The sequence below is a fragment of the Shewanella sp. WE21 genome (assembly GCF_002966515.1).
Classification (GTDB): Bacteria; Pseudomonadota; Gammaproteobacteria; order Enterobacterales; family Shewanellaceae; genus Shewanella; species Shewanella oncorhynchi.
The window spans coordinates 2,481,982-2,497,222 of sequence record NZ_CP023019.1; the positions used below are offsets into that span (position 1 = coordinate 2,481,982).

Genomic DNA, 15,241 nt, shown 5'->3' on the forward strand with positions numbered 1-15,241 from the left:
TTGGCTGAAATTGGATGATATAACAGTTTGTGTCGCGAATTGCGGGGAGATCATACAGCTTCTGTTGAATGAACCGCCAGAAGCTGCAGTTGGGCATAGATAAATTTTTCATTGAATGGAAGGCTAATAAGCTAGGCGTTCATGAATTTGGGAATGGGCGTGGGTTTCAATGAGCTTGGCAATTTGGTTTTGTTCTAATTGCTGAAGCGCAGAAATTTCGTCATAAATCTTGTCTTGAACATCCAGCGGCATGCGCACATGTTCCATAAACATCCTAATTCCCAGCATGTCGCCACTCTTGAACAGTTGGCTGAATTCGGTGGCTTCTATCTCGATTAATGCATTCATAATACTTCACCCTGAGGTTGGATTTGACACAGATACAGCGGTCTTGCTGTTAATTAAGAGATACGCCTAAGTTTGATCTAGGTCAATTAAACTGCATATTAATCTTTCTTAATAAAGGATTTTGTTGTTTGTAAATAATGGGTTATAAATTTAGTAGATCAGCAAATTTGAAATGAGTTGTTGTTTAAAACTGAGTTTTTATGGGCAGGCAGAATCAATGAGTGAGTCATGTTATACGGATAAAAAAATAGCGACGAGCGATAAAACGCTGGCCGCTATTTATTCTTAATAGTCTATCAGGAGTAGGCTAAAGCCTTATTTAGGAATCGCCAGAATCTGGCAACCATTAATCCCCGCTTTTTGCAGTGTATGACGTTTACGCTCTGCATCACGTTTACGCTCGAAGGGGCCTAAAGCAACCTTGTACCATACGCCAGTCGTACCTTCGACTTGTCTCACTTGCGCCTCTAAACCTTGGAAAGCGATGACGGCTTTCATCTCGTTCGCCTGTGATTCTTGGCGGAAAGAAGCACACTGCAACTGATATTGCATCGGTGTTCTGCTCGCAACAATATCGGGAATATCGACCTCAACATGCTTATTTTCAAGCTCGTTGAGATAGGTCCATTCTTCCTTTGGTTGTGGTGGCAGAGCATTAGGATCCTTCTTTGGCGGAACAATAAGCTCAGCAGTTTCAGTTGTCTCTACTGGGATAACGACCGCTTGGCGTTCAGGTTCTTTGACCTTAGGAGTGAGCACTGCTGTCTCTTGAGGCTTAACTTGTACTTCCGTTTTTTTGGTTGGAGCGGGTATCGGCTTCACTTCTTGCTTAGCATTATCTTTAATGCTTGACAGGAAATAGACGAAACAACCCACAGCGAGTATGACAAAGCCTATCAAGGTCAGCGGCAGCTTCTTACGCGGCGCCGATTTAGATTGTGAAGGCTTTGCTCGAGTTGGGCGAGTCGCGCGGATTGGGCGCGGTTTAGCGCCCGACTGCGGCCTTCTATTGGCATAATCGCGATTACTCATGGCTTACATCCGCTCTAAGGTTTCAATACCGAGTAGATTTAGGCCTTTTTGTAACGTACGAGCCGTCAGTTGCGCGAGTAATAAACGGCTGTTCTTTTGCGCGTCATTATCGGCGGCAAGCACTGGACAAGCTTCGTAGAAGCTAGAGAAAGCACCCGCTAATTCATATAAATAAGCACACAGTACGTGCGGCTGACCTTTATCGACAACACGATTGAGGATCTCACCGAACTGCGCCAACTTATTACCGAGATCTTTCTCTTTTTCATGCTCAAGCACGATTTTCGCTTGGCTGAGATCCAGATCGGTTACTCGCTTGAATATGCCCGCAACACGGGTGTAAGCGTACAGCAGGTAAGGTGCGGTATTGCCTTCGAAGCTGAGCATTTGTTCAAAGCTGAAAATGTAATCACTGGTACGGTTTTTCGACAAGTCAGCATATTTAACGGCGCTGATCCCAACGACACGGGCGATTTCAGTCAGCGTGGCCTCATCCATATCAGGATTTTTGCTACGAACGAGTTCTAGCGCGCGCACATTGGCTTCTTCTAACAGGTCAACTAACTTAACGACACCGCCGCTACGGGTTTTGAATGGACGGCCATCTTCGCCGTTCATAGTGCCAAAACCTAAGTGTTCTAATGACATATCTTCACGGACAAACTTAGCCAGTTTCGCTAGGCTAAAGACTTGTTGGAAATGCAGTGCCTGACGTAGGTCAACAAAATACAGGACGCGATCGGCCTTTAACACGTTCGAGCGGTAGCGCATTGCCGCAAGATCTGAGGTGGCATACAAATAGCCGCCATCGGCCTTTTGGATGATAACAGGCAGTGGCTCACCTTCTTTGTTACGGAAGGCTTCTTGGAATACGACTTTAGCGCCGTTACTTTCGGTTAATAAACCTTGGGCATCTAAATCTTTAACCACTTGCTCGAGATCGGCGTTATAAGCACTTTCACCGTGCACGTCGGCGCGGGTCAGGCTCACACCTAAACGGGCGTAGACTTCATGGCAGTGGCTTAACGAAATGTCGTTAAATTCGCGCCACAGTTTGTTGCAATACTCGTCACCAGATTGCAGTTCGACCACTAACTGACGAGCGCGGGTTGCGAATTCTGCTGATTCGTCGAAACGCAGTTTAGCGGCACGATAAAAGTTTTCTAAATCAGACAGTTCAAGTTGAGCTTCTTCACCATTTTTGGCGCGCAGCTCTTCCATATAGGCCAGCAACATACCAAATTGTGTGCCCCAGTCGCCCACATGGTTTTGACGGATAACCTTGTGGCCTAAAAACTCCAATGCACGCACAACACTGTCACCAATGATGGTTGAACGCAGATGGCCTACATGCATTTCTTTGGCGAGGTTGGGTGAAGAGTAATCGACAACAACGGTTTGTGGTGTCGGTAACTTAATGCCTAAATGCTCATCGTTGACGGCATTTTGCAGTTGATCTGCTAAGGCGCTGTCGTTGATGAAAAAGTTGATAAAGCCTGGTCCTGCAATTTCAACCTTAGCCACAAAAGCCGAAGCTGGTAAGGTATCTATGATCAGTTGGGCTAATTCGCGTGGATTCTTGCCTGCGACCTTGGTTAGCATCATGGCTAAGTTGGTTGCCAAGTCGCCATGACTCTTATCCTTGGTTCGATCTACCTGAATGCGTGCTTCAAAGTCAGCAGGCACAATACCTTGTTGTTTAAAGGATTCTAGAGTTTGTTCAAGTAATGATTGGATATGTGATTTCATGGGTTCTAATCGGCACTAACTTTAAGAGTGAATACAGGGAATAACCGCATATTTTAGCCGTTTGTGGTTAACAATTGCTATCTTCCCGATGATTTTTTATCAAATGGCGCTTAAATACTTATCAAATACTCGACTCAGAGGAGATCCTGCGGATCTCTGTCTAAGCTCCATCGGCAGCGTTTAGCTTCGATAAGTTGTTCTACAAGCGGATGAATACGTTCAAACTCTTGCTGCAGACGGTTGCGGTTTTTAGCTTGGAATAAGAGTTGGCGACGGAACTTGCCAGCTTTTTTATCTAAGGGCGCGGGCATAGGGCCAATCACCTCAAATTCTTTATCTTGGGGCAAGAGCGCGGCGAAGGCGTTGAGAAAGTTATCGGCATCACTGGCTAAATGCGCTTCGGCGCGCACCAATACCATATGCCATGCTGGCGGCAGCAGTGCCTGTTGACGTTCTTTGAGCTGGCTGCGAGCAAACTCGCCATAACCGCGGTGCAGCAAATCCCGCAAAATGGGATTGTCGCTCTGATGAGTTTGCAATAATACCGTGCCGGGTTTACTGGCGCGCCCTGCGCGACCTGCAACTTGGGTATAGAGTTGTCCAAAACGTTCGGGCGCGCGGAAGTCGGCGCTAAATAAAGCGCCATCGACATCGAGTAACCCAACAAGCGTCACATCAGGGAAGTGGTGGCCCTTAGCTAGCATTTGCGTGCCGACGAGGATTTTATATTCCCCCTTATGAATCGCATTTAAGTGGGTTTCTAATGAACCTTTAAGGCGGGTCGTATCACGGTCGATGCGCACTACTGGATGTTTAGGAAACTCTTGTTGCAGCGCTTCGGCGAGCTGTTCTGTGCCTATGCCTTGGCCCATCAACATAGTGCTGCCACATTTGTGACACTGCTTGGGGATAGCGTATTGATTGCCACAATGGTGACAGCAAATTTCGCCAAGGGATTGATGTACTGTGAAAAACGCGTCGCAGCGGTCGCATTCGTGTAAGTGCCCACACTCGTGGCAAAGCAGGGCTGGTGCGAAGCCGCGGCGATTGAGAAACAACAAGACTTGGTTGCCTGCGTCTAAATGCAAGCGGATTTCGTTCAGTAACGGCACTGACATACCGGCTTTCAGCGGCATATTTTTAATATCGATAATGCCTTGGCGCACTTTTTTAGCCGCACCTGCGCGTTCACCCAATTGTAAATGATGGTAACGGCCGCTTAAGGCATTTTGTAGACTTTCGAGTGAGGGCGTTGCTGTGCCCAAAATCACCGGAATCGCTTCTAAATGGCCACGCATGACTGCCAAGTCGCGGGCATGATAACCAACGCCTTCCTGTTGTTTGAAGCTACTGTCGTGTTCTTCATCGAGTATGATGATGCCGGGATACGCCATAGGTGTGAACAAGGCTGAACGCGTGCCAATAATGATTGCCGCCTGACCACAGCGGGCTTGGCGCCATGCTTCGAGTCTCTGATTGTCGGTTAACCCTGAATGCAAAATGGCAACATTGACTTTGAAACGGCGCTTAAAGCGATTGATTGTCTGGGGTGTTAAGCCGATTTCAGGCACTAAAATTAACGCTTGTTTGCCTTGCTTGAGGATTTCTTCGAGTACAGCAAGATAGACTTCCGTTTTACCCGAACCGGTAATGCCTTCTAATAAAGTACAGTGATATCCTTGTTGCAGATTTAAAGTGGCAACAGCGACGGCTTGTTCTTTATTGAGTTTATGTGGCGTTTCGTCCATTTCGAGTGTGGTGCGCCAGTCGAGGTTAAGCTCGGCAATTTTTTCATGGCGTGCCACCCAGCCTTTATCTTCTAGGGCTTTAAGCGCCGCTTTACTGATGTCTAAGCTGATAACCTCTTCTTGGGTTAAGCTGGCGGTTTTGAGTAACTCGAGTAGTTTTTTCTGTGCGGGTGCGCGTTTAACCACTTCGGGCGCAATATTTTGGCCTATTTCAGTTAATTGCCAGAATTGGATTTTTTGTGGCGCGGCATCGAGCCCTTTACGCAGAGCCACAGGTAAGGCTTGGGTTAGCATCTGCCCTTGGCTGCAAAAATAGTATCTCGCAGCCCAAAGAGTTAATTTATAAAGTGATTCAGGCAGTAAAGGTTTATCGTCGATAAACTCGAGCACAGACTTAATTTGCTTTGGGGCTAAGCTGCAAGACTCAGTGATACCTGTGACTAACCCGATCAATTGTTGACGACCGAAGGGAACTTTAACGCGCACACCTATTTGCGGTGTACTAGGATAGGATTCGGGTACGCGGTAGCTAAAGGTTTGCCGCATAGGCACAGGTAACGCAACTTCGACAAACAATGACATATGCAGGCAAGTCTTAGACAAGAATGTGGTTTAGTGTACTCAGCGCGGCTGGCTAGGGCTAGCCCTAATGATGGTTTACCAAGGATAGTTGAGAGTAAATAAATGGCTAATATAGTGAAATCATTAGGTCTACTTGCTTTGGTGTGCAGCGCACCTAGCATGGCACAAGTCTCCCATGTGAGCATTAATAGCCGGATGTTTGAATTAGGCGCTTACCCTAAACTCAGGGTGAATGTGATCGCAGACAATCAAGATATGTCGCGCTTAGAGTTTGTCGTGCAGCAAGCTAGCGGCGAAGAAAGGTTAATGGTTGAGGAGATTAATCGCTTTTTAGTTTTACTCACTGGCGTTGAAGATGTGAAGGATAGCAGCGCTAAACTTTTAGTGAGAGAGTATCGCCTTGACCGATGGTATGACGTCAAAAGTATCAATTTATTCGGTGCGGCTAAACCGGCCTCTGCCGCGTTAACGACAAAAGCGGTTTCGGATTCGAAAAATACCACCACAGCGGGCGCCCCCAAAAGTGCTGATAAAGTGGGCATTAAGCCTGTAAAAGTGGTGGCAGAATCAAAGCTACTTGTAGAGGTAACGCCCGCAGCTACTGTTGTTACTGCTGCAAATACTCAATCCAAAGTACCAACGGTAGAAGTGGTGACTGGCTTTAAATTTCCTGAAGCCGCGAATAAACAAAATACGTCGGCTACTGAGATAAACGCCTTCGCTAAAACCTCTGAGACGATTGCTGTTGAAAAAGGGGCTGTTGAAAACGCTGCAACTGAAACTGTGGTTCCAGAAATAGTGAAAACGGCAAATAATGAGCAAAAACAGAATATTGCTGAAACGGCCTCACAGACGCCCGAACATTGCCAGTTAACGTATCTTGCTGGCGAGACGTTGTGGCGTATCGCCAATCGATATGCCAAGGATTGGGATGTGAGTGTATATGGCGCTATGTTGGCGATTTACGAGGCAAATCCTGTGGCTTTCTCGAAGAATAGAATCAATGCACTCAAGAGCAATGCGGTGCTATCTTGTCCTTCGAAAATGATTTTGGATCAGCATTCTGATGCTAAAGAGGCGCGGGCGGTATTTGAGGCTAAAGAAGCGGGAAAATAAGCCGCTTAACTAAAGTCAAAATAGACACAGATTAACCGGCAAACGCTCAGATAATCTACTTGTATCCCTTGTAGGTATGCTGTACCATTCTGCGCCCTAAACATATTGTTATTAACATGCATGTGGTGTCCGACTACGGGTTGGAAGAGCGACATGGCCTTACACTTTTGAGGTAACCCCAATGAAACCAGGTATCCACCCAACATACGCTATCATCACTGCAAACTGTACTTGTGGTAACGTTATCAAAGTAAACTCTACTGCTGGTAAAGATCTGCATTTAGACGTATGTGGTGCTTGTCACCCATTCTACACTGGTACACAAAAAGTTGTTGATACCGGCGGTCGTATCGACAAATTCAACAAGCGCTTCGCAGTGCTTGCAAAGAAATAATTGCGATTGCAATGTTTCTAGAAAAGGCGCCTATGGCGCCTTTTTGCTTTTTGTTATTCGTCAATTTTCTTTATTCCGCTTATTCTACATATCTAGCTGGTACGACTTCACTCAATAAATCGTCAACTTATTCTGTATTGAGAGTTCAAGTGTATAATTCGACTTATTTATAGCAATTAACTATAAGATAAATATGCTAGTCGCCATATATTGTAATTTAACCAACATTTTTGAGATTAAGTCGCTACAACTAGCGCAGTAACTACAAAATATATGTTTGTTTCCTACAAAACATATTAAGAAATGCAGCTTTATTATAGGAGATAAGTTTATAAAACTAAGCTTAGAGGGTCTATTTGGCGGCTAAAGTGAAATTTATGAATCTCTTATTTATAAATTCCCCTTATTGGCGTATCTTACCCCGACCAGCCAGACTATTAACATCACCCTTTGGTGAGACTAGATGTGTGTTGGTAGGTCTTACTCTCATAAATTATAAATGTCGCATTTCAGGATTTTAAAATGTCAGATATTCGTCAACAAGCACTCGATTATCATGAATTTCCCATACCAGGCAAAACCGCAGTTTGCCTTACCAAACCCGCCGAAACGAGTCACGATCTCGCCCTAGCTTATAGCCCAGGTGTGGCTGAGCCAGTACGCGAAATCGCTGCAGATCCTGACAATGCGTATCGTTATACCAATAAAGGTAATACGGTTGCCGTGATTACCAATGGTACGGCTATCTTAGGTTTAGGGAATTTGGGCCCTTTGGCTTCTAAACCTGTAATGGAAGGTAAAGCATTATTGTTCAAGCATTTTGCGAATATCGATTCGACAGATATTGAGATTACGCATAATACGCCTGAGGAATTTATTAATACTGTTGCTGCGATTGCTGACACCTTTGGTGGTATCAATCTTGAAGATATTAAAGCGCCCGAATGCTTTGTTATCGAACGTGAATTGATTGCTCGTTGTAAAGTACCTGTATTCCATGATGATCAACACGGCACCGCAATCGTGACTGCGGCGGGTATGATCAATGCGCTGGAAATTCAAGGTAAGTTGATAAGCGACGCGACTTTTGTGTGTATGGGCGCGGGTGCTGCTGCCATCGCTTGTATGACTATGCTGGTAAAATGCGGTGCGAATCGCGCCAACATTTACATGCTAGATACTAAAGGAGTTATTCATTCTGGCCGTACAGATCTTAATGAATATAAAGCACTATTTGCGAATGATACCGAAAAACGCACGCTTCTTGATGTTATTAAAGGTGCAGACGTATTTTTAGGTCTATCAGGTCCTGACGTCATTGGTGCAGAAGAAGTCGCGCTGATGGCCGATAAGCCAGTGATTTTTGCGTGTTCTAACCCAGATCCTGAAATCAAACCTGCACTTGCTCATGCAACGCGTAGTGATTTGATCATGGGTACGGGTCGTAGCGACTATCCAAACCAAGTCAATAACGTATTGTGTTTCCCGTTTATTTTCCGTGGTGCATTGGATGTGCGTGCGTCTTGCATTAATGATGAGATGAAAATTGCGGCAGTTCATGCAATTGCATCACTGGCGAAAGAGCCTGTGCCTGCGAGTGTATTGAAGGCTTATCCTAATGTGACGTCGCTGAGTTTTGGCCCTGAATATGTGCTGCCAAAACCTATGGACCCACGTTTATTGCCAAATGTTGCCCGTGCGGTTGCACAAGCGGCTATCGACTCTGGTGTGGCTGCGATCACCACTTTACCTAAATACGCCGACTAGGCTAAAAGTGGTAAAAACATTAAAAAGAGGCTAATTAGCCTCTTTTTTGTTTTTAAGTGGACATTAAAGTCACAGCGTCTTAGTTGCCTTTTAGGTTATGCTACTGAATAATCAACGGACAACTTTGTTGTACTCCTGTTAAAATCGCACAAATAATTATAATAATCCTGCAGGATAGTGGATAGATGAAATTCACCCGAATGTTAACTACAAAATTAACCAGCTTTTGGTTAATGTCATTAGCCGCTATCGCCTTCGTATTTTTGCTGAGCGCTATGATGAGTTTCGTGCAGCTGACCTATAAATTTCAGCAGCAAAAAGTCGCTGAACTCGAAACTATGTTAGTCGATCAGTTCCAACACCAACCGGATTGGGAGCTAGAGGCTTGGCTACCGCCTATGTTGCTTGCTTATAATGCCGTTAATTTTCGGTTGACCTTGAAAGATGAAGTGTTATTTGCCTATGAAGGCAACCTTTCTACGCAAAATGCGATGGTGTATGACCATGTGCTAGAGCCGACATCAGGCTTGCGTATGCAGTTAACCTTGACTCAGCCCTTCGAGCATTACACTTTCAGTTGGTATGAAATTCTGATTTTGTTGGTCGGTATCTTAGCCGTGGCTGCCTTAGTGCGTTTTGGTTATTTATGGTTTTCACAGCAGCTCGATGGCATTGAAGAATTAGCCTTACGCAGTCGATTGATTTTGCAAGGTAAGCATGAGCAAGCACTCGCTACCCCCGGAAATGGTAAACCAAGGCTGATTAACCGTGCTTTGACTAAGTTGTTAGAAGAGTTACAAGACGCACAAAAGGAGCGGGGGCGTTTCGACAAATTCATCCGTTCTAATACCTTTCTCGATGCGGAAACTCGCATTGGTAACCGACTCTTTTTGAATAATCGTCTCGACGCCCTTAGTCATAATCAGGCTATGCTTGCCCACGGGGTGATCTATTTATTAGAAATGGATGATCTGGATTTATTGCAGCAATCCCAAGGTGAAGCAGTGACGAAAGAGCTATTAAACTCGACAGTTAATGCGATAAGTCAATTGCTGCAAACTCAAGCTAATAGTATTTTTGCCCGTCGCTCCCATAATCAATTTGCCATAGTCGTGCCACAAATCTCCTTAATTGAAGCGGATCAATTTGCCAGCAAATTACTCAAGATATGTCTAAGCCAGCCTTTGCCTGATGTTGAGAATAGCGATAACTTTTTCCACCTCGGATGCGCTTATTTTACCGCAGGCGATAATGCGGCTCAGTTAATTGAAGAAGCCGATATGGCTTTAAGGGCGGCACAATTACAGGGTAATAGTAATTGGTTTATGTATGACAAAGGCGCGATTGATGAAGAATTTGCCAAAGGCTCAGTGCGTTGGCGTAGTTTTTTAGAAAATGCATTAGTGCAAAGGCGATTTTTCCCCTTTAGCCAGCCGATAATTGATTCAGATGGTAATGAGCACCATAAAGAGATATTTACGCGGGCTCGGGATAATCAGGGAGCGTTAATCCGTGCCACACTGTTTATTCCAATGGCTAATAAATGTGGCTTAATGCCACAGGTTGAACGGCAAATTATTGAGCGGGTATTGTTATTATTGTCGAATGAATTAGCAGACGGCGTATCGAATGCTCAAACAATTAAGAAATCAGCGCCGCAGATATACAGTATTAATCTGAGTTTGGATTCGCTAATGAGCCGAGCCTTCACTCAATGGCTAAAAACGACGCTATTAGAATATCGCCATCTAACCACGCGACTGATTTTCGAAGTGTCTGAAGATATCGTTATTCAACATCAAGAAAAGTTGCAGCCTAAATTAGATATGATCCGTAAAATGGGCGCGAGATTATGTGTCGATCATGTGGGTCAGCAGGTTGTCGGTACTTATTACATTCGCGAATGCCATTTTGATTTAATTAAGTTACACAGATCCATCGTGCGTCATATTCATTTACGGCCAGAAAACCAATTATTTATCCGCAGTTTGATTGGCGGTTTATATCGAACGGAAGTACAAGTCTGCGCCGAAGGGGTAGAAGTCTTTGAAGAGTGGCAGACACTGCAAATCCTCGGTGTTGGCGCAGCGCAGGGTATGTATTTCAGTGAACCCATAGAGGCTAAGTAAGGGAAGTTCAGTGTTTGGGTGATTAATGTCGTCTTAGAGACAAATAGATCCTATTATTCACGTATTTATCTATAAAATACGAGCATTTGCGGCTAAACTAGCCAGTGCCAAAAATATGACGTTTGCGGTTTTTATTCTGTATCGAGCAGGTCATAGGTCAAGGAGCACTGGAGAGTGGAGTGACAGGAAGTTTGTGCGAAAGAGACTACTCAAGCTTTTAAATTCAGTTGGTTATAGGCATCTTTATGGAAAAAAGTCTTATAGGTCGATTAGCCTTTTGGCAGAAGAGAACAGAACCGACTAGCCTTGGTGTCTATGTCTGCGCCGATAAATTATGGGTGTACGCACCTGCCCAAAAAGAGAATGCTGAGCAGTGGTTACCCTTTGAGCTGAAAGATGAGCACTGGTCATTGGCGTTTGCTGCTGTGGCTAAATCCTTTCCTAATGCACAGTTACAGCTGATTTTGGCTTCAGGCCTTTATCAATTACTGCTGACCGATAAACCGAATGTCGATACTGTCGAGTTATCCCAAGCCTTGTTGTGGTCAATTAAAGACATGGTCACGCTACCTGTACCGCAAATCCATTTGGATTACTTTGAGTCACCCATTCCGAGTAATAAAATCAATGTTGTGGTGGTGGATAAAGCTAAGCTAGTGAGTATGGTGCAGGCCATTCATGAACAAGATTTACAACTTTTCGGTATTAGTATCGAAGAGTTAGCCGTGACTAACCTATTTAATGATGACAACCAAGCGCGTCTGGTGGTAAGCCATAATCCCGGTCAAGAATTGCTACTGACTGTGGTTAAGCAAGGTCAGCTGTATATGCAGCGTCGCGTACGCGGATTTACTCAATTGGATAAGACTCAAGCGGATGAGTTAAGTTATGGCATGGCAGACAATTTAAGCTTAGAAATTCAGCGCTCTATGGATTATTTTGAAAGTCAATTGAGACAGGCTCCGGTATCTTCTATCGAACTCCTCGCCGATGGTGCCGTGGATACTTTAGCTAAGTTAGTCTCGGCAAACTTCAATCAAGCTGTGAATGTCATTGATAAAAGCTGTGTTGGCGCGCGAATGGCGGGATTAGCCTTTGCTGAATTTTATCGAGGTACTGAGTGATTAAATACCGAGTCAATCTTTACACTCCTTCATTATTGCCCCCGAAGCAAAGATTAACCTTTGCGCGTTTAAGTGCCTACGCCTTGGTTTTTGCGATCTTATTTGCGGTTTTAGGTGGTTATAGCTACTGGCAAGTCAGTGAGTTACAACAGGCCCAGCAGTTGGCTGCCCAACAAAAGCAGCAATTCGATACCCAAAAACAGGCATTAGAAGCACAAATTGCTGCGCGTAAACCCGATGCCGATCTTGTTGCGCGAGTCGATTTAGCTGCACAACAGTTAGAGCTGAAGCAATTACTCATGGGAGAATTGAGTCTTAGGACTTCTTTAACTAGCCGTGGTTTTGCGCCAGTTCTTAAAGATTTAGCCGTCGTGTCGGATGCGAGTGTTTGGCTTAGTCATATCGTCATTAATGAGCAAGATTTTATGTTCGAAGGTTTTGCCGACCATCCTCAAAGCATTCCGCAGTGGATTGGCAAACTCAAAACTACGCAGACTTTAAAGGGGCAAGCTTTCTCGTCGATGAGCATGGATCGCGGTGAAGATAAACCTTTGGCCTTTACCTTGAAAAGCGATAACAAGGAGGAAGCCGCGCAATGAAGCAAAAGTTAGCCCAATTAGGACAACAGTTTGATGCGCTAAGTCGCCGTGAGCGAGTGTTGATCTCAGTCGCCATTCTGGCCGTGGTCGGCATGCTGAGTTATTTACCTTTAGAGTCCCTGTGGAAAACCCATGTGGCTGTTTCACAACAGCTAAAAGCCTTAGAGCAGGAAAACGCGATTTCGGCTCAGCAGATTGACTTGTATCAGCAACGTTTAGCGTTAGATCCCAATCAAGATTACCAACAGCGTTTAGTGCTGTTGCAGCAACAGAATCAAGCCCTAGATGCCCAGCTCGATGAGCAGATGGTGGATATGGTGCCGGCAGACTATATGCCGCAGTTGCTGGGTAATTTACTAGGACAAGTGCAAGGGATTAAATTAGTTAAGTTTATGTCGATAGCGCCCATCCCTTTGTTACCCGTGGGTGAAGAGAAAAAACTCAATCTATATAGCCATGGTATTCGCTTAAGTCTAGAGGGCGATTATTTTTCTGTGTTGCGCTTTGTTGAAGCCGTTGAGGCCATGGCAGATAAACTTTATTGGAAGCGTCTCGACTATAAAGTCGCGGAATATCCAAAAGCGACCGTTGAGATTGAACTTTATACCTTGAGTATTAATAAGGACTTTATCAGTGTTTCTAAATAAGTCTTATATTATCAGTGTGTTGTTATTGGTTAGTAGCCCTATGGTATCTGCTGAATCGCTGCGCGACCCGACTTTGCCCGGTAAAGGCTTTGCTGTGCAGGGTCATGCGAGTCAAACGCAGGATCAGGCGCTTGTACTTAACAGCATAGTAAGCTCAGGAAACACGGCTTATGCTGTGATAAATAACAAGATATTGTCTGTTGGCGACAGCGTTCAGGGGCTGAGTATCGTTAAAATTACCCCCACTTATGTATCGCTGTCCGATGGACGGAAATTGACATTGTTTCAAGCAATAACAGAGAGATAGGGAATACACCTCAGATGAAAGCGATTAAATACTTTACACCTCTGCTCTCACTTTGCCTTGTGGCGTGTCAGACCACAAATAGGCCACAGCCGGAGGCGAGTAAGGCTGAATTAGCGGCCTCAATGGCGACGGCAACGGCATCAACGACGCCACCGCCTGCGACTATGCCGGACGCGGTTCAGCGGGAATTGAATTCAGGCGCATTGCTATCAGGTTTGACCCCCACATTGGAAACTGAGCGTCGTTTCGATGTATCAGCCCACGATGTTGATGCTAAAGTATTTTTTCCAAGCTTAGTTCAAGGTACACCGCTGAGTGTTGCCGTACATCCTGACGTGCAAGGTACGATTTCATTATCCCTTAAAGGTGTGACGTTAACTGAAGCAATTCAAGTGGTTGAAGATATCTACGGCTACGAAGTCAGTCGCGAAGGGCGCATCCTAAGAGTGTTTCCTGCTGGAATGCGTACCGAGACGTTTCCGCTGAATTATCTCTACATGGAACGCGATGGCTTATCTGTGACGTCAGTGAGTTCAGGACGGATTTCGGATAGCAATAATTCCAATAGTAATTCGAACAATAACAATTCAAACAATAGCGGCTCGAATAATAACAATAACTCGAACAGCAGTAATGGCAATAACTCGAGTAGTAATGGCGGTAGCGATAGTAGCAACGGTACTTTTATCCGTTCGCGTACTAAGACAGATTTTTGGGGAGAGTTGAAAGAGACATTATCCTCGATAATCGGCGAAACGGGTGGCGGTCGTCAGGTTGTTGTTACGCCGCAGGCGGGTTTAGTCACTATTCGTGCTTTTCCTAGTGAATTACGCCAAGTGCGTACTTTCTTAAATTCCGCAGAAAGTCATTTACAACGCCAAGTAATTTTAGAAGCGAAGATCCTTGAAGTCACATTATCCGATGGTTATCAGCAAGGTATCCAATGGGATAATGTGCTGGGACATGTTGGCAATACTAATGTGAATTTTGGTACATCAGCGGGCCCAGGTTTAAGTGATAAAATCACCTCGGCTATGGGTGGTGTCACCTCGTTGAGCATTAAAGGTTCTGACTTTACGACTATGATCAACCTATTAGATACCCAAGGTGATGTAGATGTACTGTCTAGCCCAAGGGTCACTGCATCGAATAACCAAAAAGCCGTAATTAAAGTGGGTTCCGATGAGTACTTTGTCACCGACGTTTCTTCGACCACAGTTGCGGGAACAACACCTGTGACGACTCCGCAAGTCGAGCTTACGCCGTTTTTCTCGGGCATAGCCTTAGACGTTACGCCGCAAATTGATAGTGACGGCAATGTGTTACTGCATGTGCATCCATCTGTTATCGATGTAAAAGAGCAGAGAAAAAATATCAAAGTGAGTAATGAATTGCTTGAATTACCCTTAGCTCAGAGTGAAATTCGTGAGTCTGATACTGTCATCCGCGCGGCTTCCGGTGATGTGGTGGTGATTGGTGGTTTGATGAAGAGTGAAAACATCGAAGTGGTATCGCAAGTGCCTTTGTTGGGTGATATTCCCTTCCTAGGTGAATTGTTTAAAAACCGTAGTAAGCAGAAGAAGAAAACCGAGCTTATTATTCTGTTAAAACCTACGATAGTCGGTGTCGATACTTGGAAAACGGAGCTGCAACGTTCTAAGACCTTATTAGATCGTTGGTATCCGGAGACAAAGTAAGC

13 protein-coding genes are annotated in these 15,241 nt (G+C 44.9%); 9 read left to right on the plus strand and 4 right to left on the minus strand.

Annotated features, from left to right (window positions below; genetic code table 11):
- Window positions 1-123: 123 nt before the first annotated feature.
- The 4 genes from CKQ84_RS10820 to priA form a co-directional block, all read right to left on the minus strand.
- A complete protein-coding gene (locus CKQ84_RS10820) occupies window positions 124-348 on the minus strand; it encodes a hypothetical protein (protein ID WP_006083282.1) in 225 nt (74 codons plus the stop codon).
- 315 nt (window positions 349-663) lie between these two features.
- Window positions 664-1,380, minus strand: coding sequence for an SPOR domain-containing protein (locus CKQ84_RS10825; protein WP_105251262.1), 717 nt, complete (start codon window positions 1,378-1,380; stop codon window positions 664-666).
- A 3-nt stretch (window positions 1,381-1,383) separates the two neighbouring features.
- On the minus strand, window positions 1,384-3,129 hold the full coding sequence (gene argS, locus CKQ84_RS10830; RefSeq protein ID WP_105251263.1) for an arginine--tRNA ligase: 1,746 nt from the start codon (window positions 3,127-3,129) through the stop codon (window positions 1,384-1,386).
- A gap of 134 nt (window positions 3,130-3,263) precedes the next feature.
- Window positions 3,264-5,459: a primosomal protein N' gene (gene priA / locus CKQ84_RS10835; RefSeq protein ID WP_105251264.1), complete on the minus strand. Its 2,196-nt coding sequence runs from the start codon at window positions 5,457-5,459 to the stop codon at window positions 3,264-3,266.
- Between the two features lie 102 nt (window positions 5,460-5,561).
- Between priA and CKQ84_RS10840 the strand changes: the two genes are divergently transcribed.
- The 9 genes from CKQ84_RS10840 to mshL all read left to right on the plus strand — a co-directional run bounded on the left by CKQ84_RS10840 (window position 5,562) and on the right by mshL (window position 15,239).
- Window positions 5,562-6,575, plus strand: a complete 1,014-nt coding sequence (locus CKQ84_RS10840) for a FimV/HubP family polar landmark protein (protein WP_105251265.1) — start codon at window positions 5,562-5,564, stop codon at window positions 6,573-6,575.
- Between the two features lie 181 nt (window positions 6,576-6,756).
- Window positions 6,757-6,969 carry a 50S ribosomal protein L31 gene (rpmE, locus tag CKQ84_RS10845; protein ID WP_063883331.1) on the plus strand — a complete coding sequence of 71 codons (213 nt, stop codon included), beginning with the start codon at window positions 6,757-6,759 and terminating at the stop codon, window positions 6,967-6,969.
- 522 nt (window positions 6,970-7,491) lie between these two features.
- A complete protein-coding gene (locus tag CKQ84_RS10850) occupies window positions 7,492-8,736 on the plus strand; it encodes a malic enzyme-like NAD(P)-binding protein (RefSeq protein ID WP_105251266.1) in 1,245 nt (414 codons plus the stop codon).
- Between the two features lie 185 nt (window positions 8,737-8,921).
- Window positions 8,922-10,865, plus strand: a complete 1,944-nt coding sequence (csrD, locus tag CKQ84_RS10855; protein WP_105251267.1) for an RNase E specificity factor CsrD — start codon at window positions 8,922-8,924, stop codon at window positions 10,863-10,865.
- A gap of 245 nt (window positions 10,866-11,110) precedes the next feature.
- Window positions 11,111-11,989, plus strand: coding sequence for an MSHA biogenesis protein MshI (locus CKQ84_RS10860; RefSeq protein ID WP_105251268.1), 879 nt, complete (start codon window positions 11,111-11,113; stop codon window positions 11,987-11,989).
- Entirely contained in the window at window positions 11,986-12,588 is a 603-nt protein-coding gene (locus CKQ84_RS10865) for a fimbrial assembly protein (protein ID WP_105251269.1), read from the plus strand. Before CKQ84_RS10860 ends, CKQ84_RS10865 begins: the two co-directional genes overlap by 4 nt.
- Window positions 12,585-13,235 carry an MSHA biogenesis protein MshJ gene (locus CKQ84_RS10870; protein ID WP_105251270.1) on the plus strand — a complete coding sequence of 217 codons (651 nt, stop codon included), beginning with the start codon at window positions 12,585-12,587 and terminating at the stop codon, window positions 13,233-13,235. Before CKQ84_RS10865 ends, CKQ84_RS10870 begins: the two co-directional genes overlap by 4 nt.
- Window positions 13,222-13,542 (plus strand): MSHA biogenesis protein MshK, encoded by a 321-nt coding sequence (locus CKQ84_RS10875; RefSeq protein ID WP_105251271.1) that lies wholly within the window; start codon window positions 13,222-13,224, stop codon window positions 13,540-13,542. Before CKQ84_RS10870 ends, CKQ84_RS10875 begins: the two co-directional genes overlap by 14 nt.
- A 14-nt stretch (window positions 13,543-13,556) precedes the next feature.
- A complete protein-coding gene (mshL, locus tag CKQ84_RS10880) occupies window positions 13,557-15,239 on the plus strand; it encodes a pilus (MSHA type) biogenesis protein MshL (protein ID WP_105251272.1) in 1,683 nt (560 codons plus the stop codon).
- The last annotated feature ends 2 nt before the right edge of the window (window positions 15,240-15,241 follow it).